This is a genomic window from Streptomyces diversicolor (genome assembly GCF_057537855.1).
Genome location: NZ_BAAJXA010000008.1, coordinates 137,642 through 151,385, shown reverse-complemented (window position 1 = coordinate 151,385; position 13,744 = coordinate 137,642). Strand labels below are relative to the sequence as shown.

Below are 13,744 nucleotides of genomic sequence, written 5' to 3'. Positions count from 1 at the left end.
CGGTCAGCCGAGGTCCGGGGCGTGCATGGCGCGCACACCCTCGATATTGCCGTCCAGATAGTGCCGCAGCGACAGCGGCACGAGATGGACGGAGGCGATGCCGACGCGGGTGAACGGTACCCGCACGATCTCGTACTCGCCGAGGGGCTCGTCCACTTCGGGGCCGTGGCGCAGGGCCGGGTCCATGGACTCCAGTCGGCAGACGAAGAAGTGCTGCACCTTCACACCGGTCGCGCCGCCGTCCTCGCCGATGTGCTCCACGGTGTCCACGAAACAGGGCACCACATCGGTGATCTTGGCGCCTAGTTCCTCGTACACCTCGCGGTGCAGGGCGTCGACGACGGTTGTGTCCTTCGGCTCGACCCCGCCACCGGGGGTGACCCAGTAGGGATCGATTCCGGGCTTGGTGCGCTTGATCAGAATCAGGTCGTCGCCGTCCAGGAGGACGGCGCGTGCGGTGCGCTTGACCACGGGTCGGACGGTCATGGAGGAAATGTGGCCCGGCTGGTTCCACGTGAAACATCGCAAAGTGCCTCGGTCCGACCGCACGGTGTGACCCGGCCATGGGCCGCTCAGTTCCAGTCCGTGGCCGCCCGCTGGAGCCATTCGTGCGCCCGCGCGATGTGCGGCATGGCGAGCGTGCCGGTGCGCACCACCAGGAAGTATGTACGCAGCGGCGGCACCGGGGGCTCGTGCAGCGCGATCACCTCGCCACGGTCGAGGGCGCAAGCGCACAGATAGCGCGGCAGGACGGCCAGGCCGGCGCCCGCCGTCGCACACGCGAGGACCGCTCGCAGATCGGGGACGATCACGGTGCCCGAGGCGGCCGGGCGACGGTCGAAGACGGAGGCCCAGTACCGGGAGACGAAGGGCAGCGACTCGTGGACCTCGACGACGGGCAGGTTCTCCAGGGCCGGCGCCCCCTTGTCGCGCAACCGCCCGGCGTCGATCTCCTCGGCCCAGCGCGGGGCGGCGACCAGGACATGCTCCTCGTCGCACAGCGGGGTCGCCGTGAGCAGGGCACCGCGGGGGCGGGCCGTGCCGATGGCGAGATCGTGATGTCCGGCGGCCAGCCCCTCCAGGATCTCCTCCGCGTTGCCGAAGGACGCGCGGAGGGCGAATCCCTGGCCGTCGTCGCCGGTGAGTTCCGTGAGCGCCGGGAGCGCACGTTCGGCGGTGAACTCGGGCGGGCCGGCCAGATGCAGGGTGCGCGGGGCGGACTCGTCGTCCAGGCCGGTCTCGGTGATCTCCACCAGGGCGTCGAGATGCGGGGCGGCCTTGTGGGCGAGTTCGTCGCCGATGGTCGTCGGGGTCACCCCGCGGGCCTGGCGCAGAAACAGGGGGCGGCCCAGTTGCCGCTCCAGCGTCCGGATCTGGGAGGTGACCGCCGGCTGGGACAGACCCAGCAGCGCGGCGGCACGGGTGAAGGAGCCGGCCCGGTGCACGGTCACGAAGGTGCGCAGCAAGGCCAGATCCATGGCATGCCCTCCCCTTCCCCTGCCCCCTGCGCGGCCCCCGGCGGGGGGCAACGATAAATAAGTCGATAGGTCTCTGTCGCTACTGTGATTGGACACTGACAGAGAGTCAACTAGCCTTGTTGACGCGGTTCTTCGCGCGCGGAACCGCGGCGGTCCGAGCCACGAGGGGGGAGGCTCGGACCGCCCGTCATCCGGTCATGGAGCCGACTCGTCCAGCGCACGGAGCAGATCGGCCACCAGGTCCTCGGGGTCCTCGGCGCCGACCGACAGGCGGATGAACCCCTCCGGGACCGGGTCTCCGCCCCAGCGGCCACGGCGTTCGGCTGTGGACCGGATTCCGCCGAAGCTCGTCGCGTCCTCGACCAGCCGCAGCGCCTCCAGGAAACGCTCGGCACGCGCGCGCGTGGGCAGCGTGAAGGAGACCACGGACCCATAGCGCCGCATCTGCCGCGCGGCGACCTTGTGCGAGGGGTCGTCGGGCAGCCCCGGATAGCGCAGACCGGCCACCTCGGGCCTGTCCCGCAGCGCCCGGGCGACGGTGAGCGCCGTGGCGTCCTGCCGGTCCACGCGCAGTTGGAGCGTGGCGAGGGAACGGTGTGCGAGCCAGGCCTCCATGGGCCCCGCGATCGCCCCGACGATCTTGCGCCAGCGGCGCACGGCGGCCATCGCCTCCGGATCGCGCCCGGCGACATAGCCCAGCAGCACGTCCCCGTGGCCGGTGAGCTGCTTGGTGCCGCTGGCCACCGAGAAGTCCGCGCCCAGCTCCAGGGGGCGCTGCCCCAGCGGCGTGGCGAGGGTGTTGTCGACGGCGACCAGGGCACCACGCGCGTGTGCCGCCTCGGCCAGGCGTCGGATGTCGCACACGTCGAGCCCGGGGTTCGACGGCGTCTCGATCCACAGCAGCTTCGCCCCGTCCAGCGCGTCGAGCTGGGCGTCGCCCGCGGTCGGCGCGGTGCGCACCTCGATGCCGTACGCCTCCAGCTGGGCGCGCACCAGCGGCAGCACCTGGTAGCCGTCGGAGGGCAGCACGACCGTGTCCCCGGCGCGCAGCTGGGAGAAGAGCACCGCCGAGATGGCCGCCATGCCGGAGGCGAACACCAGCGTCTCGACACCGTCCCGCCCGGGGGCCTCCAGCTCGCCGATGGCGTCTTCCAGCAGCGTCCAGGTCGGGTTGTCGTCACGGCCGTAGGAGTAGGGGCCCGTCACCTCGCCGGGCAGATGGAAATGCGCGGCGAAGACAGGCCCGGGCAGCGTCGGCTCGTGCTTGACCGGCTCGGGCAGCCCGGCGCGGACCGCGCGTGTGCCCTCGCCGGGACGGCCGGCGTCCTCGGTGGTCTCGCTCATGCGGCCCGTCCCTCCAGATGGTCGCGTACGGCGGCGAGCAGCCCTGTGCTCGCCGCCTCCACCATCTCAAGGCACTCCGCGAAGCCGTCCGGCCCCCCGTAGTACGGGTCGGGCACGTCGAGGTCGTCCCCGGCGCCGGGGTCGTACGAGCGCAGCAGACGCACCTTGCGCGCGTCCTCCTCCGTGGGTGCCAGGCGGCGCAGGGCCTTGAGGTGCCCGGAGTCGAGGGCGATCACCAGATCGAGCCGGGGGAACCACGACGGCTGGAACCGCCGGGCCGTGTGGTCGAGGTCATAGCCGTGTTCTTCCAGGACGGCGACGGTGCGCGGATCGGCGCCCTCGCCCTCGTGCCAGCCGCCGGTGCCGGCGCTGTCGACCTCCACGAGATCCGCGAGTTCCGCCTCCGCCGTGCGGGCGCGGAAGACGGATTCGGCCATCGGGGAGCGGCAGATGTTGCCGGTGCAGACGAAGCAGACGCGGTAGGTCATCGCGGGTTCAGTCCCTGCCGTCGGGCAGGACGAGGTTCAGCGCCCAGGACACGATCGAGATGATCAGGCCGCCGAGGACGGCGGTCCAGAACCCCTCCACGTGGAAGCTCAGCTGGAGCTTGTCGCACACCCATGAGGTCAGCAGCAGCATCAGCGCGTTGACCACCAGGGTGATCAGGCCGAGCGTCAGGATGAACAAGGGGAAGGTCAGCACCTGCACGATCGGCTTGACCAGGAAGTTCACCAGGCCGAAGATCAGGGCGACGACGATCAGCGTACCGATCTTCTTGGCGGTGCTGTCGCCTGTCAGGGTGATCTTGTCGAGCAGCCATACGGCGACGGCCAGGGCACCCGCATTGGCGATCGTCTTGACTACGAAATTCTTCATGTGTCTGATCGTGGCAGACGAGATCGGCGACGAGCAGCGGGGCGAGGGCGGCAAGGGCGATGAAGGCATTCCGGCTGGACGAACTGGAGGCGGAGCGCGCCGCCAACGAGGGCGCTTACCTGCAGTTTCTGCGCGAACGGAACATGTCGGTCGGTCTGTACGCGCTGAATGCGGGCGAGCACGACCCGCAGCAGCCGCACCGCCAGGACGAGGTGTATTTCGTCGTGAGCGGTCGTGCCTCGATCACCGTCGGCACGGAGACGACACAGGTGGCGCGCGGCAGCGTGGTGTACGTGCCGGCCGGTGTGCCCCACAAGTTCCATCACATCAGCGAGGATCTGCGGGTCCTGGTGGTCTTCTCTCCGCCCGAGGCGTGACCTGGGCCCCCAGGATCCCTAGGGGAACGGTCAGGGGCGGACAAGGGGTGCGAGGCCCCCGCGGCGGCGCCCCGCGGCCCTAGCATCGAGAGCGGGACATCGACGACCATCGAGACATCGACAGGCGTCGAGGACCCTCGGACACGTGGAGCGTGTCCGGGAACGCCTGGCAACGCAGAGAAGGACGAGGGCAATGCGAGAGATCTTCGCGGGACTGCCGTGGTGGGTGAAGTGGGTCGCGGTGCCGGTCATCGCCCTGGTCGTGTTCGGCGGTCTGATCGCGACCGTGGTCGGCTTCGTGATCGGCCTGCTCTTCAAGGCGCTGATCTTCGTGGCGCTGGTCGGCGGACTCATCTACGTGGTGCGGAAGTTCATGTCCAGCTCCTCGTCGCGCGGCGACTGGTGAGCACCCTGGGACAACGGTGGCGGTAACAGGAATCACCGGTTCCCTCGCGCGGGGGAAGTTTCCGGGCGGACCGGCCCCCTGCCGCGGCCGACGGTTAGAGTCCGGAGATCCACGCGGGGTCCAGCCCCTCCGGGCGGTGCAGGCCCCACCCGGGTTCCCCCGCACGGGCTGCCCCTCGCGCTTCGGGAGTGACCTTGGCCACGGTTGACACCGCACCCGCGGAGACGCACTCGTCTCCCTTTCCGGCGCCCACCGCCGCGCCTCCCGTGCAGCGGCCGCCCGCCGCGGCCATCCCCGAGCAGCCGCACTCCGCGACCCTCATCGGATCCGTGCAGCGCGCGATGCGCCTGCTGGAGTGCGTCGCCGGGCACGAGTACGGAGCGCCCGCCAAGCAACTGGCCCGCGAGACCAAGCTGGCGCTCCCCACGGCGTACCACCTGCTGCGCACCCTCGTGCACGAGGGCTATCTGCGCCGCGAGAAGGGCCTGTTCTTCCTCGGTGAGGCGGCCGTGCGGCTGAGTGGCAGCGGCGCGAAGCAGAAACGTCGCAGCACGGTGGCCGCCACGCTCGCGCGCTGGCGCGATTCCATCGGCGTGCCCGTGTACTACGCCGTGTACCGCGAGGGGGAGATCGACGTCGTGTGCGTCTCCGACACCCCGGGCAACCCGGCGGTCGAGGAGTGGGCCGACTTCCGCGAGACCGGGCACGCGCACGCGATCGGCAAGTGCCTGCTGTCCCAGCTGGACGACGCGGCGCGCCGCGACCACCTCGACCGCTACCCGGTGCAGTCCCTCACCCCGTACACCGTGCGTGACGACCACAGCCTGCTGCGGCGTCTGGAGCGGATGCGGCGGATGGAACCGGTGACGGAGCGGCAGGAGTACGCACTGGGCGCGGTCTGCGCCGCCGTGCCGATCACGGTCGGTGCCACGGCGGCCACGATGGCCATCTCGATGCCCGCCCGCCAGGCGGACCGGCTGCTGCCCGCGGTGGAGCAACTGCAGGCCGGGATCGGACGCCATCTCGGGGCACTCGCGCTCTCTATCAGTATCTGAAAACTCACTCCTTGTGATCTGTCGCATACGTTCAGCAAGATGCCCTCAGTGGCAGTGGGGTCATTCGAGGCCGGTCGGCGTTACACGACGGGGTAGGCGATGCGCGAGTCCGTACAGGCAGAGGTCATGATGAGCTTTCTCGTGTCCGAGGAGCTCTCTTTCCGCATTCCGGTGGAGCTGCGGTACGAGACCTGTGATCCCTATGCCGTACGGCTGACCTTCCATCTGCCCGGTGACGCCCCGGTGACCTGGGCCTTCGGGCGGGAGCTGCTGGTCGACGGTGTGGGCAGGCCGTGCGGGGACGGGGATGTGCACATCGCGCCCAGCGACCCCGACGTCCTGGGCGAGGTGCTGATCCGGCTTCAGGTCGGCGGCGACCAGGCCGTGTTCCGCTCCTCGGCGCCACCGCTGGTGGCGTTCCTGGACCGTACGGACAAGCTGGTGCCGCTGGGCCAGGAGGGGGCGCTGGCCGACTTCGACGCCCATCTCGACGAGGCCCTGGACCGCATCCTGGCCGAGGAGCAGAGCGCCGGCTGAGGCGTCCTGCGTCACAGAGCCCGCTTGAGCGGGCCGCACCGGATTGTGCAGGAACGCTTCTCCTTGTCCGTCCGCGGCCTTCCGCCGGCTCCGCCGCGTCCGCCGCGCGGGACGTCACCGCTTGCGGCGCCTGCCCCGTCCGCCCCGCGCCACGGCGGGTTGCCCCGCTCCCGCGGAGGGCTGGGCCGCCCCCGCGGGAGTCGTAGGCCGCTGCCCCGGCCGGTCGGCCGACACCACCAGTGCCGCCAGCGCCGTGGTGACGGGCACCGAGGCGACGAGGCCGATCGAGCCCACCAGGGTGCGGACGATCTCCTCCGCCACCAGTTCGCTGTTGGCGACCGTGCCGACACTGCTCTGCGCGATCGAGAAGAGCAGCAGCAGCGGCAGCGCCGCACCGGCATAGGCGAGGACGAGCGTGTTGACGACGGATGCGATGTGGTCGCGGCCGATACGGATGCCCGCCCGGTACAGACCGCGCCAGCCCATCGAGGGATTCGCCTCGTGCAGCTCCCAGACGGCCGACGTCTGGGTCACCGTCACATCGTCCAGGACGCCCAGTGAGCCGATGATGACGCCGGCCAGGAGCAGACCGCTCATGTCGATCGCCGGATACAGACCGTGGATGAGGCCGGTGTTGTCGTCGGTGTTGCCCGTCAGCGCCGCCCAGCCGATGAACCCCGAGCCGAGGATGCCGATCAGCAGGAGCGAGACCAGTGTGCCGAGCACCGCCACCGAGGTCCGGGCCGACAGCCCATGACAGGTGTACAGGGCGATCAGCATGATGGCGCTCGCTCCGACCACCGCCACGACCAGCGGGTTCGAGCCCTGGAGGATGGCGGGCAGGATGAAGAGGGTCAGCACCAGGAAGCTGATGGCCAGGGCGACCAGCGCCAGCACGCCACGCATCCGGCCCACCGCCACGACGACGAGCGCGAAGATGCCGGCGAGCAGCACCAGGGGGAACTTCCGGTTCACGTCGGTGACCGAGTACTGCAGGTCCTTCGGCGCCGACGGCTCGTAGGCGACGACGACCTTCTCGCCCTGGTGCAACTGCCGTGACTGGTCCGGCTGGACGATCTCCGTGAACGTACGGCCCTCGTCCTTGCCGGTGTCGACCCGGATCGTGGCCTTCTTGCAGGTGCCGGTTGCCTGCTGCTGTGCGGAGCTGCCCTCGGCGGTGGAGGTGTCACCGGTCGGGGTGTCCCCCGAGGCGTTCACCGACTTGCAGCTGACCGTGACGACCCGGGTGACCGTGGCCTGCTGCGTCTGCCGGTCGAAGCCCACCCCGGTGCGCTCGTGCGACGGGGCGCCACCGGGCCAGAGCACCACGAGTCCGACGACGACCGCCGCGGCGAACGGGATGAGGACGGCCGCGATGACCTTGCGCAGATGCTTGGACACGGGCGCCGCGGGGCCATGACCGTGACTGTGCGCATGGCCGTGGCCGGGCCCATGTCCATGGCCGGGCCCATGGACGTCGCCGGAATCGTGGCCCTCGTGGCCGTGTCCGCCGTCCTGTGCCGAGCCGTGTCCGCGCTGCGGCCCGGACGGGGGGTGGGGGGACTGCTGCATCGTGGTCACCGACCGATCATCGCAAGAACGACAGGGGCCCTCTGTTCACCGCGCCCGAATTGACGCTAGCGTGGAGGCACCTTTGCACACGCGGGAGCTCGGAGCACCGGGCTGAGAGGGCGCTGACCTCCGTCTTCGCGATGTTTCACGTGGAACAAGTGATGTTTCACAGGAAGCACCGACGGACGGACACCGCTGCGTCGACCGCCGAACCTGTTACCGGGTAATGCCGGCGTAGGGAGTAGGTCTCATGACCAACAAGGACGTACGCACGCCTGCCTCCACACAACATGCGGTGAACGGATCCGTCAACGGGTCCGAGGGCGCCGAAGACGCGGGGGCGGGCCGGGCCATCGGCTGGCACAAGGGGTATGTCGCGGGCTCGCGCCCCGATCTGCGGGTGCCGGTCCGTCAGGTCCACCTGACCAACGGGGAGTCGGTGACGCTCTACGACACCTCGGGCCCGTACACCGATCCGCTCGTCGAGACCGATGTCCGCAGGGGCCTGCCGCCGCTGCGCGAGAACTGGATCATCGCCCGTGGTGACACCGAGGAGTACGCGGGACGCCCCGTCCGTCCCGAGGACGACGGGATCAAGCACACCTCGCCGCGCGGTGGCCTGCGCAACCTGGACGCGGTCTTCCCGGGCCGCCCGCGCCAGCCGCGCCGGAGCCGTGACGGCGGGGCGGTCACCCAACTCGCCCATGCGCGGCGGGGCGAGATCACCGCGGAGATGGAGTTCGTGGCGGTCAGGGAGAACGTGTCTCCCGAGGTTGTCCGCGAGGAGATCGCCGCCGGACGGGCCGTCCTGCCCGCCAACGTCAACCACCCGGAGATCGAGCCGATGATCATCGGCAAGCGGTTCCTGGTGAAGGTCAACGCCAACATCGGCAACTCCGCGGTGACGTCCTCCATCGAGGAGGAGGTCGAGAAGATGACCTGGGCGACCCGCTGGGGCGCCGACACGGTCATGGACCTGTCCACCGGGCGCAATATCCACACCACCCGCGAGTGGGTGCTGCGCAACTCCCCCGTGCCCATCGGCACGGTGCCGCTGTACCAGGCCCTGGAGAAGGTCGACGGCAGGGCCGAGGAACTGACCTGGGAGATCTACAAGGACACGGTCATCGAGCAGGCCGAGCAGGGCGTGGACTACATGACGGTCCACGCCGGGGTGCGGCTGCCGTTCGTGCCGCTGACCGCGAACCGCAAGACCGGCATCGTCTCGCGCGGCGGATCGATCATGGCCGCCTGGTGCCTGGCGCACCACAAGGAGTCGTTCCTGTACGAGAACTTCGAGGAACTGTGCCAGATCCTCGCCGCCTACGACGTCACGTACTCGCTCGGCGACGGCCTGCGCCCCGGTTCGATCGCGGACGCCAACGACGAGGCGCAGTTCGCGGAGTTGCGCACGCTCGGGGAACTCAACCGGATCGCCAGGCGTTTCCATGTACAGACGATGATCGAGGGCCCGGGACACGTCCCGATGCACAAGATCAAGGAGAACATCGACCTTCAGCAGGAGATCTGCGATGAAGCTCCGTTCTATACCCTCGGCCCGCTGACGACGGACGTCGCTCCGGCCTACGACCACATCACCTCCGGCATCGGCGCCGCGATGATCGCCTGGTGGGGCACGGCCATGCTCTGCTACGTCACGCCCAAGGAGCACCTGGGCCTGCCCAACCGGGACGACGTCAAGACCGGCGTCATCACCTACAAGATCGCCGCCCATGCGGCCGACCTCGCCAAGGGGCACCCGGGTGCGCAGGAGTGGGACGACGCGCTGTCCGACGCCCGCTTCGAGTTCCGGTGGGAAGACCAGTTCAACCTCGCCCTGGACCCGGACACGGCACGGAAGTTCCATGACGAGACGCTTCCGGCCGAACCCGCCAAGACCGCTCACTTCTGCTCCATGTGCGGACCGAAGTTCTGCTCGATGAAGATCAGCCACAGCATCACGGAACGGTTCGGCGGTGACGCGGCCGACGGGGCCTCCCCGGAGGACATCGCCGAGGGAATGCTCCAGAAGTCGAAGGAGTTCGCGGCCGGCGGCAATCGCGTGTACCTGCCGATCGCCGACTGATCGCGGCGTCGTCCCGAACACCCGGGAACGTGGCCGGAAAACAGCGTTCCCGGCGTCGGGGCGTCCGGGGAGCCGACGGGTTCAACCGGGTGCCCGGCTTGCGCCCCCGCGGGGGCGCAAGCCGGGATCACTCGGGCTGGTGGTCGGGGCCGCCGAAGTCCGGGCTCGTGTAGTCCGGGCTGCTGAAGCTCGGACGTGAGCCCGGTGCGGAGCCGTCCTCGGGGCTGCTGAAGCCCGGGCGGCCGTAGCCGAGGCGCGGCATGCGGCTGGTCGGCGCAGACGGGTGCGTGCGCAGGGTCGCTGTCGTGCCGGGTTCCGCCAGCGCGTCCCGCAGGAACGGCAGGATGCCCCGTTCCAGCAGGGCCTCCTGCCAGGCTTCCCGGGCCCGGACCAACTCGGTGTTCGCCGCCGCGTACGCTCCCACCTCCAGCGAGGGGCGGTTGCGCAGGGCGGTGAGCAGCAGGCCGACGGCGGCGACGAGGATCGCGGCCGCGGTCACCGCACCGAACACCCAGCCCGCGGTGAGCATGGTCTGGGCGAACGCCGGCTCGGGGTCGAGCATCTTCAGGACGTAGCCGACGAGCAGGAATATCGCCGCGGCGGTTCCGGCGAGGACAGGGGCCAGGACCGCGACGACGGCGATGGCGCCCGCGCCGGTGGTCTCGGTGGCCTCGCCCAGGGTGGTGGCGAGCCCCACCGCGCCCGAGCCCGGGTCCGTGGAACCGGACTCCCGGGTGGACGACGACGGGGTGGACGGCGCCGGCTGGCGCAGTTCCTCGCGGACCTTCACATAGTGCTGGTACTCGGTCGCCGCGGCCGCCGTGATGAGTGCGGAGGCGTTCAGCGCCATCGTGCGCAGCTGTTCGGAGTTCAGCCGCTGTCCCACAGCGGCGAGGTCAGGGCGGTGTGGTGCGGAGCGCAGCGCCTCATCGAGGATCCGCTCATAGTCCTGGCGGTCCTCGTTCAGCAGGTGCTGCGGAACGCTGTTCATGTGCATCCCCCGATGCTCCGTAGGGCTTGGGGCTCGCACGCCGGCGAGCCGTCGGGCAGAAACGGAGGGGAGCCTGCTACGGATAAGCCGATGGTAGAGCCGTGACGGTGCGCGGTGACAGGGGGTTGCCGGAAATTGGCAGCCGGCCGGCGCGGACGTCGTGGCGGGGCGCCTGCCCCAAGAACCCTCAGATATCCAGGGGAAGTTGCTGGACCAGCAGCTTTCCGGCCATGGTCACGCCGCCGTCCATCGCGATGGCGAGCCCGTCGGCGTAGATGTGCGGTCCTTTGACCACGGGGCCGGCGCCCTCTTCGCCGTCCTCGGAGCCGACCTGCCCGAGCAGATAGGGAATCGGGCTGTGGCCGTGAACGATGCGGGTGCCGCCGTACGTATCGAGCAGCGAGCGGACGGCGTCGGCGCCGCCCTCGTCGCGGAAGGAGAAGCGTTTGGTGAACTTGCGGAACAGATCCCAGCACTCGTCCGCGTCATTGCGGGTGAGGGTCTCGCGGACGGTGTCGTTGACGGCCTCGATCGAGTCGCCGTAGTCGAGGTAGGCGGTGGTGTCGGAGTGCACGAGCAGATAGCCGTCGACCTCCTCGACGGCGTCGAGGCGGGCCATCCACTGCAGATGGTGGTCCTGGAGCCGGTCCATGTCGGTCTTCTGGCCGCCGTTGAGGAGCCAGGCGGCCTGGAAGGTGGCGGTGCCCGCGCCGGAGTTGACGGGGGTGTCGCCGAACCGCTTGGCGCCCAGCAGGAGCAGTTCGTGGTTGCCCATGAGGGCCTTGCAGTAGCCGCCGGCCGCGGCGGCCTCGGCGGACAGCCGCATCACGAGGTCGATGACGCCGATGCCGTCGGGGCCGCGGTCGGTGAAGTCACCGAGGAACCAGAGCCGGGCGGTGCCCGCGCACCAGTGGCCCGCGGCGTCGATCAGGCCCTTGTGCTGGAGGGCGGCGACCAGTTCGTCGAGGTACCCGTGCACATCGCCGACCACGAACAGCGCGCCGGGACCGGCCGCCGGCTGCGCGGCGGGGGCGGGCGCGGGTTCGACGGGCGCCTGGGGCGTGTCACCGCGGGTGATGACGGGCAGGTCGCGTTCGGTGGGGGTGTAGCCCTCCGGGTAGCCCTCCTCGACGGGCGTGACGGTGCCGCCGGGGTGGGCGCTGGGGGCGTACGGACCGGTGTCGTTGACGTACGCGGGCACCCGGAAGTCGCGCAACGTCGCCGTCCGCTCCGCTTCGGGTCCCTGACCGGCCCCCTGAGTCATCCGACCCCTCCACCATCGCGCCGCATCTGCACCACATCGGACTGCCTGGTCGCAGCGGTCCGCGGTGTCGTGGGCCCATCATAGGAATGCGGATCGCGCCATGTGATGACCCAGGGGTGGTGAATCGGGGCAGGAGCGCGGATCATCGCGGCATTCGCCCCGATTGGTCGCTGCTGTCACCGCCGGGGGCCGGGGCGCACCCGCCGCCGGCCCCGGCACTAGTTCTCCTCCGGTACCCGGGGCGGGCTGACCGTCGTGCGCGGCGGACGCCGCTGGGACGACGTGCGCACGATCAGTTCGGTCGGTATCACCTGCTCGACCGGCCGGTCCGACTCGACCCCCTCGATGGCGTCGATGAGGAGTTGGACGACGGCCGTGCCGATGCGGCGCGGCTTCAGCGAGAGCGTGGTGATGGGCGGCTCGGTGTTCGCGTACACGGTCGACTCGCTGCAGCACACGAGGAGCAGGTCGTCCGGGACCCGCAGGCCGTAGCGGCGGGCGGCGGCGAGCAGATCGGTGCCGTTGGGGTCGAACAGGCCGTAGACGGCGTCGGGGCGGTCCGGGCGGGCCAGCAGCCGGTCCGCGGCGACGGCGCCGGCGCAGGGGTCGTGCGCCGGGTATGCCTCGTAGACCGGGTCCTGTCCGACGCGCTCGCACCAGTGCAGATAGGCGCTGGTCGACAGATGGGTGTAGGTGTCCGTCGTCGTCCCGGTGAGCAGGCCGATGCGGCGGGCGCCCGCCTCGGCGAGATGGTCGAGGATGCCGAGGACGGCGGCCTCGTGGTCGTTGTCGACCCATGCCGTGACCGGGAGTCGGCCCGCGGGGCGGCCGTCGGAGACGACCGGTAAGCCCTGCCGGACCAGTTCGCTGACCACCGGGTCCTGGTCGGAGGGGTCGATGACGACGGTGCCGTCCAGGGCGACGTTGGACCACACGTCGTGGCGTGAGGTCGCGGGCAGGATCACCAGTGCGTAGCCGCGGGCGAGCGCGGCGGAGGTGGCGGCCCGGGCCATCTCGGCGAAGTACGCGAACTCGGTGAAGGTGAAAGGTTCATCCCCGTACGTCGTCACGGTGAGGCCGATGAGGCCCGATTTGCCCGTGCGGAGCGTGCGTGCCGCTGCCGACGGGCGGTAGCCCAACCGGTCGGCGACCTCGCGGACATGACGGCGGGTGGCGTCCGGGAGTCTGCCCTTGCCGTTCAGGGCATCGGAGACGGTTGTGATGGAGACTCCGGCGGCGGCGGCGACGTCTCTGATGCCCGCCCGACCCGGCCGGCTGCCTCGACGTGAGGTTTCCGCGCGGCTCACCTGGTGCTTCCCTGCTGCTGTCATGGCGAGCCGATAGTAGGGCTCATGCGGTGGGGTAGTGCGGACGCATATGCCTGCATTGACAGGCACGTTTCTGCATGGTCAAAACGGGTCAACTTCCTTAGAAAGAAAGCCAGTTGAACGATACAATGGCAGGACGTGACGTACCGACGCGCAGGGGCCTGCCAAGTGTCCGATGTTTCGAAGAGGTCTCAACTCACCTGCACGAGGGATGCGCGCCAGGGCGTAAGCCACCGGCGCGTAGATATATGTGCGACGCGCCCCCTGTTTCATGCTGATTCGTTCCACGATGCCCTTGATGCCCGTGGGGTTCGTGAGGTTTGCCCCTCATCGCTTCCCAGAAGTCCCGGCCGGTACGCAGGGACGCCGAATCCTCATATGGTGAGGAGTATTGGATGCCGGCGGCGTCGATGGTCCGCCGGTGGTCGCG

The 13,744-nt window shown here is 70.0% G+C and carries 14 protein-coding genes; 5 read left to right on the top strand and 9 right to left on the bottom strand.

Features of this window, described 5'->3' with window-relative positions:
* Window positions 1–3: 3 nt before the first annotated feature.
* The 5 genes from AC27LF_RS11790 to AC27LF_RS11770 all read right to left on the bottom strand — a co-directional run bounded on the left by AC27LF_RS11790 (window position 4) and on the right by AC27LF_RS11770 (window position 3,698).
* On the bottom strand, window positions 4–486 hold the full coding sequence (locus AC27LF_RS11790) for an NUDIX domain-containing protein (RefSeq protein WP_404023732.1): 483 nt from the start codon (window positions 484–486) through the stop codon (window positions 4–6).
* Between the two features lie 86 nt (window positions 487–572).
* The gene (locus tag AC27LF_RS11785; RefSeq protein ID WP_479656893.1) at window positions 573–1,478 is read right to left on the bottom strand and encodes a LysR family transcriptional regulator; all 906 of its coding nucleotides are present in this window, start codon (window positions 1,476–1,478) and stop codon (window positions 573–575) included.
* Window positions 1,479–1,673: 195 nt separating this feature from the next.
* Window positions 1,674–2,822, bottom strand: a complete 1,149-nt coding sequence (locus AC27LF_RS11780; protein ID WP_479656892.1) for a cystathionine gamma-lyase — start codon at window positions 2,820–2,822, stop codon at window positions 1,674–1,676.
* Window positions 2,819–3,310: a low molecular weight protein-tyrosine-phosphatase gene (locus tag AC27LF_RS11775; RefSeq protein WP_479656891.1), complete on the bottom strand. Its 492-nt coding sequence runs from the start codon at window positions 3,308–3,310 to the stop codon at window positions 2,819–2,821. Before AC27LF_RS11775 ends, AC27LF_RS11780 begins: the two co-directional genes overlap by 4 nt.
* A gap of 7 nt (window positions 3,311–3,317) precedes the next feature.
* Complete coding sequence (locus tag AC27LF_RS11770) at window positions 3,318–3,698, bottom strand: phage holin family protein (RefSeq protein WP_479656890.1); 381 nt, start codon at window positions 3,696–3,698, stop codon at window positions 3,318–3,320.
* Between the two features lie 59 nt (window positions 3,699–3,757).
* Here AC27LF_RS11770 and AC27LF_RS11765 point away from each other — a divergent pair, with 59 nt between their 5' ends.
* From AC27LF_RS11765 to AC27LF_RS11750, 4 genes are all read left to right on the top strand, one after another.
* On the top strand, window positions 3,758–4,075 hold the full coding sequence (locus AC27LF_RS11765; RefSeq protein WP_404023740.1) for a cupin domain-containing protein: 318 nt from the start codon (window positions 3,758–3,760) through the stop codon (window positions 4,073–4,075).
* A gap of 193 nt (window positions 4,076–4,268) precedes the next feature.
* On the top strand, window positions 4,269–4,481 hold the full coding sequence (locus AC27LF_RS11760) for a DUF5326 family protein (RefSeq protein WP_351730797.1): 213 nt from the start codon (window positions 4,269–4,271) through the stop codon (window positions 4,479–4,481).
* Between the two features lie 194 nt (window positions 4,482–4,675).
* Entirely contained in the window at window positions 4,676–5,536 is an 861-nt protein-coding gene (locus AC27LF_RS11755) for an IclR family transcriptional regulator (protein ID WP_479656889.1), read from the top strand.
* A gap of 99 nt (window positions 5,537–5,635) precedes the next feature.
* A complete protein-coding gene (locus AC27LF_RS11750) occupies window positions 5,636–6,073 on the top strand; it encodes an SsgA family sporulation/cell division regulator (protein WP_404023743.1) in 438 nt (145 codons plus the stop codon).
* A gap of 114 nt (window positions 6,074–6,187) precedes the next feature.
* On the opposite strand, the gene AC27LF_RS11745 is transcribed toward AC27LF_RS11750, so the two are convergent.
* Window positions 6,188–7,654 carry a YibE/F family protein gene (locus AC27LF_RS11745; RefSeq protein WP_479656888.1) on the bottom strand — a complete coding sequence of 489 codons (1,467 nt, stop codon included), beginning with the start codon at window positions 7,652–7,654 and terminating at the stop codon, window positions 6,188–6,190.
* 241 nt (window positions 7,655–7,895) lie between these two features.
* Between AC27LF_RS11745 and thiC the strand changes: the two genes are divergently transcribed.
* Entirely contained in the window at window positions 7,896–9,731 is a 1,836-nt protein-coding gene (gene thiC / locus AC27LF_RS11740; protein WP_479656887.1) for a phosphomethylpyrimidine synthase ThiC, read from the top strand.
* 127 nt (window positions 9,732–9,858) lie between these two features.
* Here thiC and AC27LF_RS11735 read toward each other — a convergent pair whose 3' ends face one another.
* The 3 genes from AC27LF_RS11735 to AC27LF_RS11725 all read right to left on the bottom strand — a co-directional run bounded on the left by AC27LF_RS11735 (window position 9,859) and on the right by AC27LF_RS11725 (window position 13,317).
* Window positions 9,859–10,728, bottom strand: coding sequence for a hypothetical protein (locus AC27LF_RS11735; RefSeq protein ID WP_479656886.1), 870 nt, complete (start codon window positions 10,726–10,728; stop codon window positions 9,859–9,861).
* A 181-nt stretch (window positions 10,729–10,909) separates the two neighbouring features.
* Window positions 10,910–11,986 carry a metallophosphoesterase gene (locus AC27LF_RS11730; protein ID WP_479663594.1) on the bottom strand — a complete coding sequence of 359 codons (1,077 nt, stop codon included), beginning with the start codon at window positions 11,984–11,986 and terminating at the stop codon, window positions 10,910–10,912.
* Between the two features lie 218 nt (window positions 11,987–12,204).
* Complete coding sequence (locus AC27LF_RS11725) at window positions 12,205–13,317, bottom strand: LacI family DNA-binding transcriptional regulator (protein ID WP_479656884.1); 1,113 nt, start codon at window positions 13,315–13,317, stop codon at window positions 12,205–12,207.
* Window positions 13,318–13,744: the final 427 nt, after the last annotated feature.

Excerpts from the sequence above, each read along its gene's own strand:
- AC27LF_RS11790 (WP_404023732.1), bottom strand. The coding sequence starts at position 486 with ATGACCGTCCGACCCGTGGTCAAGCGCACCGCACGCGCCGTCCTCCTG.
- AC27LF_RS11785 (WP_479656893.1), bottom strand. The coding sequence starts at position 1,478 with ATGGATCTGGCCTTGCTGCGCACCTTCGTGACCGTGCACCGGGCCGGC.
- AC27LF_RS11780 (WP_479656892.1), bottom strand. The coding sequence starts at position 2,822 with ATGAGCGAGACCACCGAGGACGCCGGCCGTCCCGGCGAGGGCACACGC.
- AC27LF_RS11775 (WP_479656891.1), bottom strand. The coding sequence starts at position 3,310 with ATGACCTACCGCGTCTGCTTCGTCTGCACCGGCAACATCTGCCGCTCC.
- AC27LF_RS11770 (WP_479656890.1), bottom strand. The coding sequence starts at position 3,698 with ATGAAGAATTTCGTAGTCAAGACGATCGCCAATGCGGGTGCCCTGGCC.
- AC27LF_RS11765 (WP_404023740.1), top strand. The coding sequence starts at position 3,758 with ATGAAGGCATTCCGGCTGGACGAACTGGAGGCGGAGCGCGCCGCCAAC.
- AC27LF_RS11760 (WP_351730797.1), top strand. The coding sequence starts at position 4,269 with ATGCGAGAGATCTTCGCGGGACTGCCGTGGTGGGTGAAGTGGGTCGCG.
- AC27LF_RS11750 (WP_404023743.1), top strand. The coding sequence starts at position 5,636 with ATGCGCGAGTCCGTACAGGCAGAGGTCATGATGAGCTTTCTCGTGTCC.
- thiC (WP_479656887.1), top strand. The coding sequence starts at position 7,896 with ATGACCAACAAGGACGTACGCACGCCTGCCTCCACACAACATGCGGTG.
- AC27LF_RS11735 (WP_479656886.1), bottom strand. The coding sequence starts at position 10,728 with ATGCACATGAACAGCGTTCCGCAGCACCTGCTGAACGAGGACCGCCAG.
- AC27LF_RS11730 (WP_479663594.1), bottom strand. The coding sequence starts at position 11,986 with ATGACTCAGGGGGCCGGTCAGGGACCCGAAGCGGAGCGGACGGCGACG.
- AC27LF_RS11725 (WP_479656884.1), bottom strand. The coding sequence starts at position 13,317 with ATGACAGCAGCAGGGAAGCACCAGGTGAGCCGCGCGGAAACCTCACGT.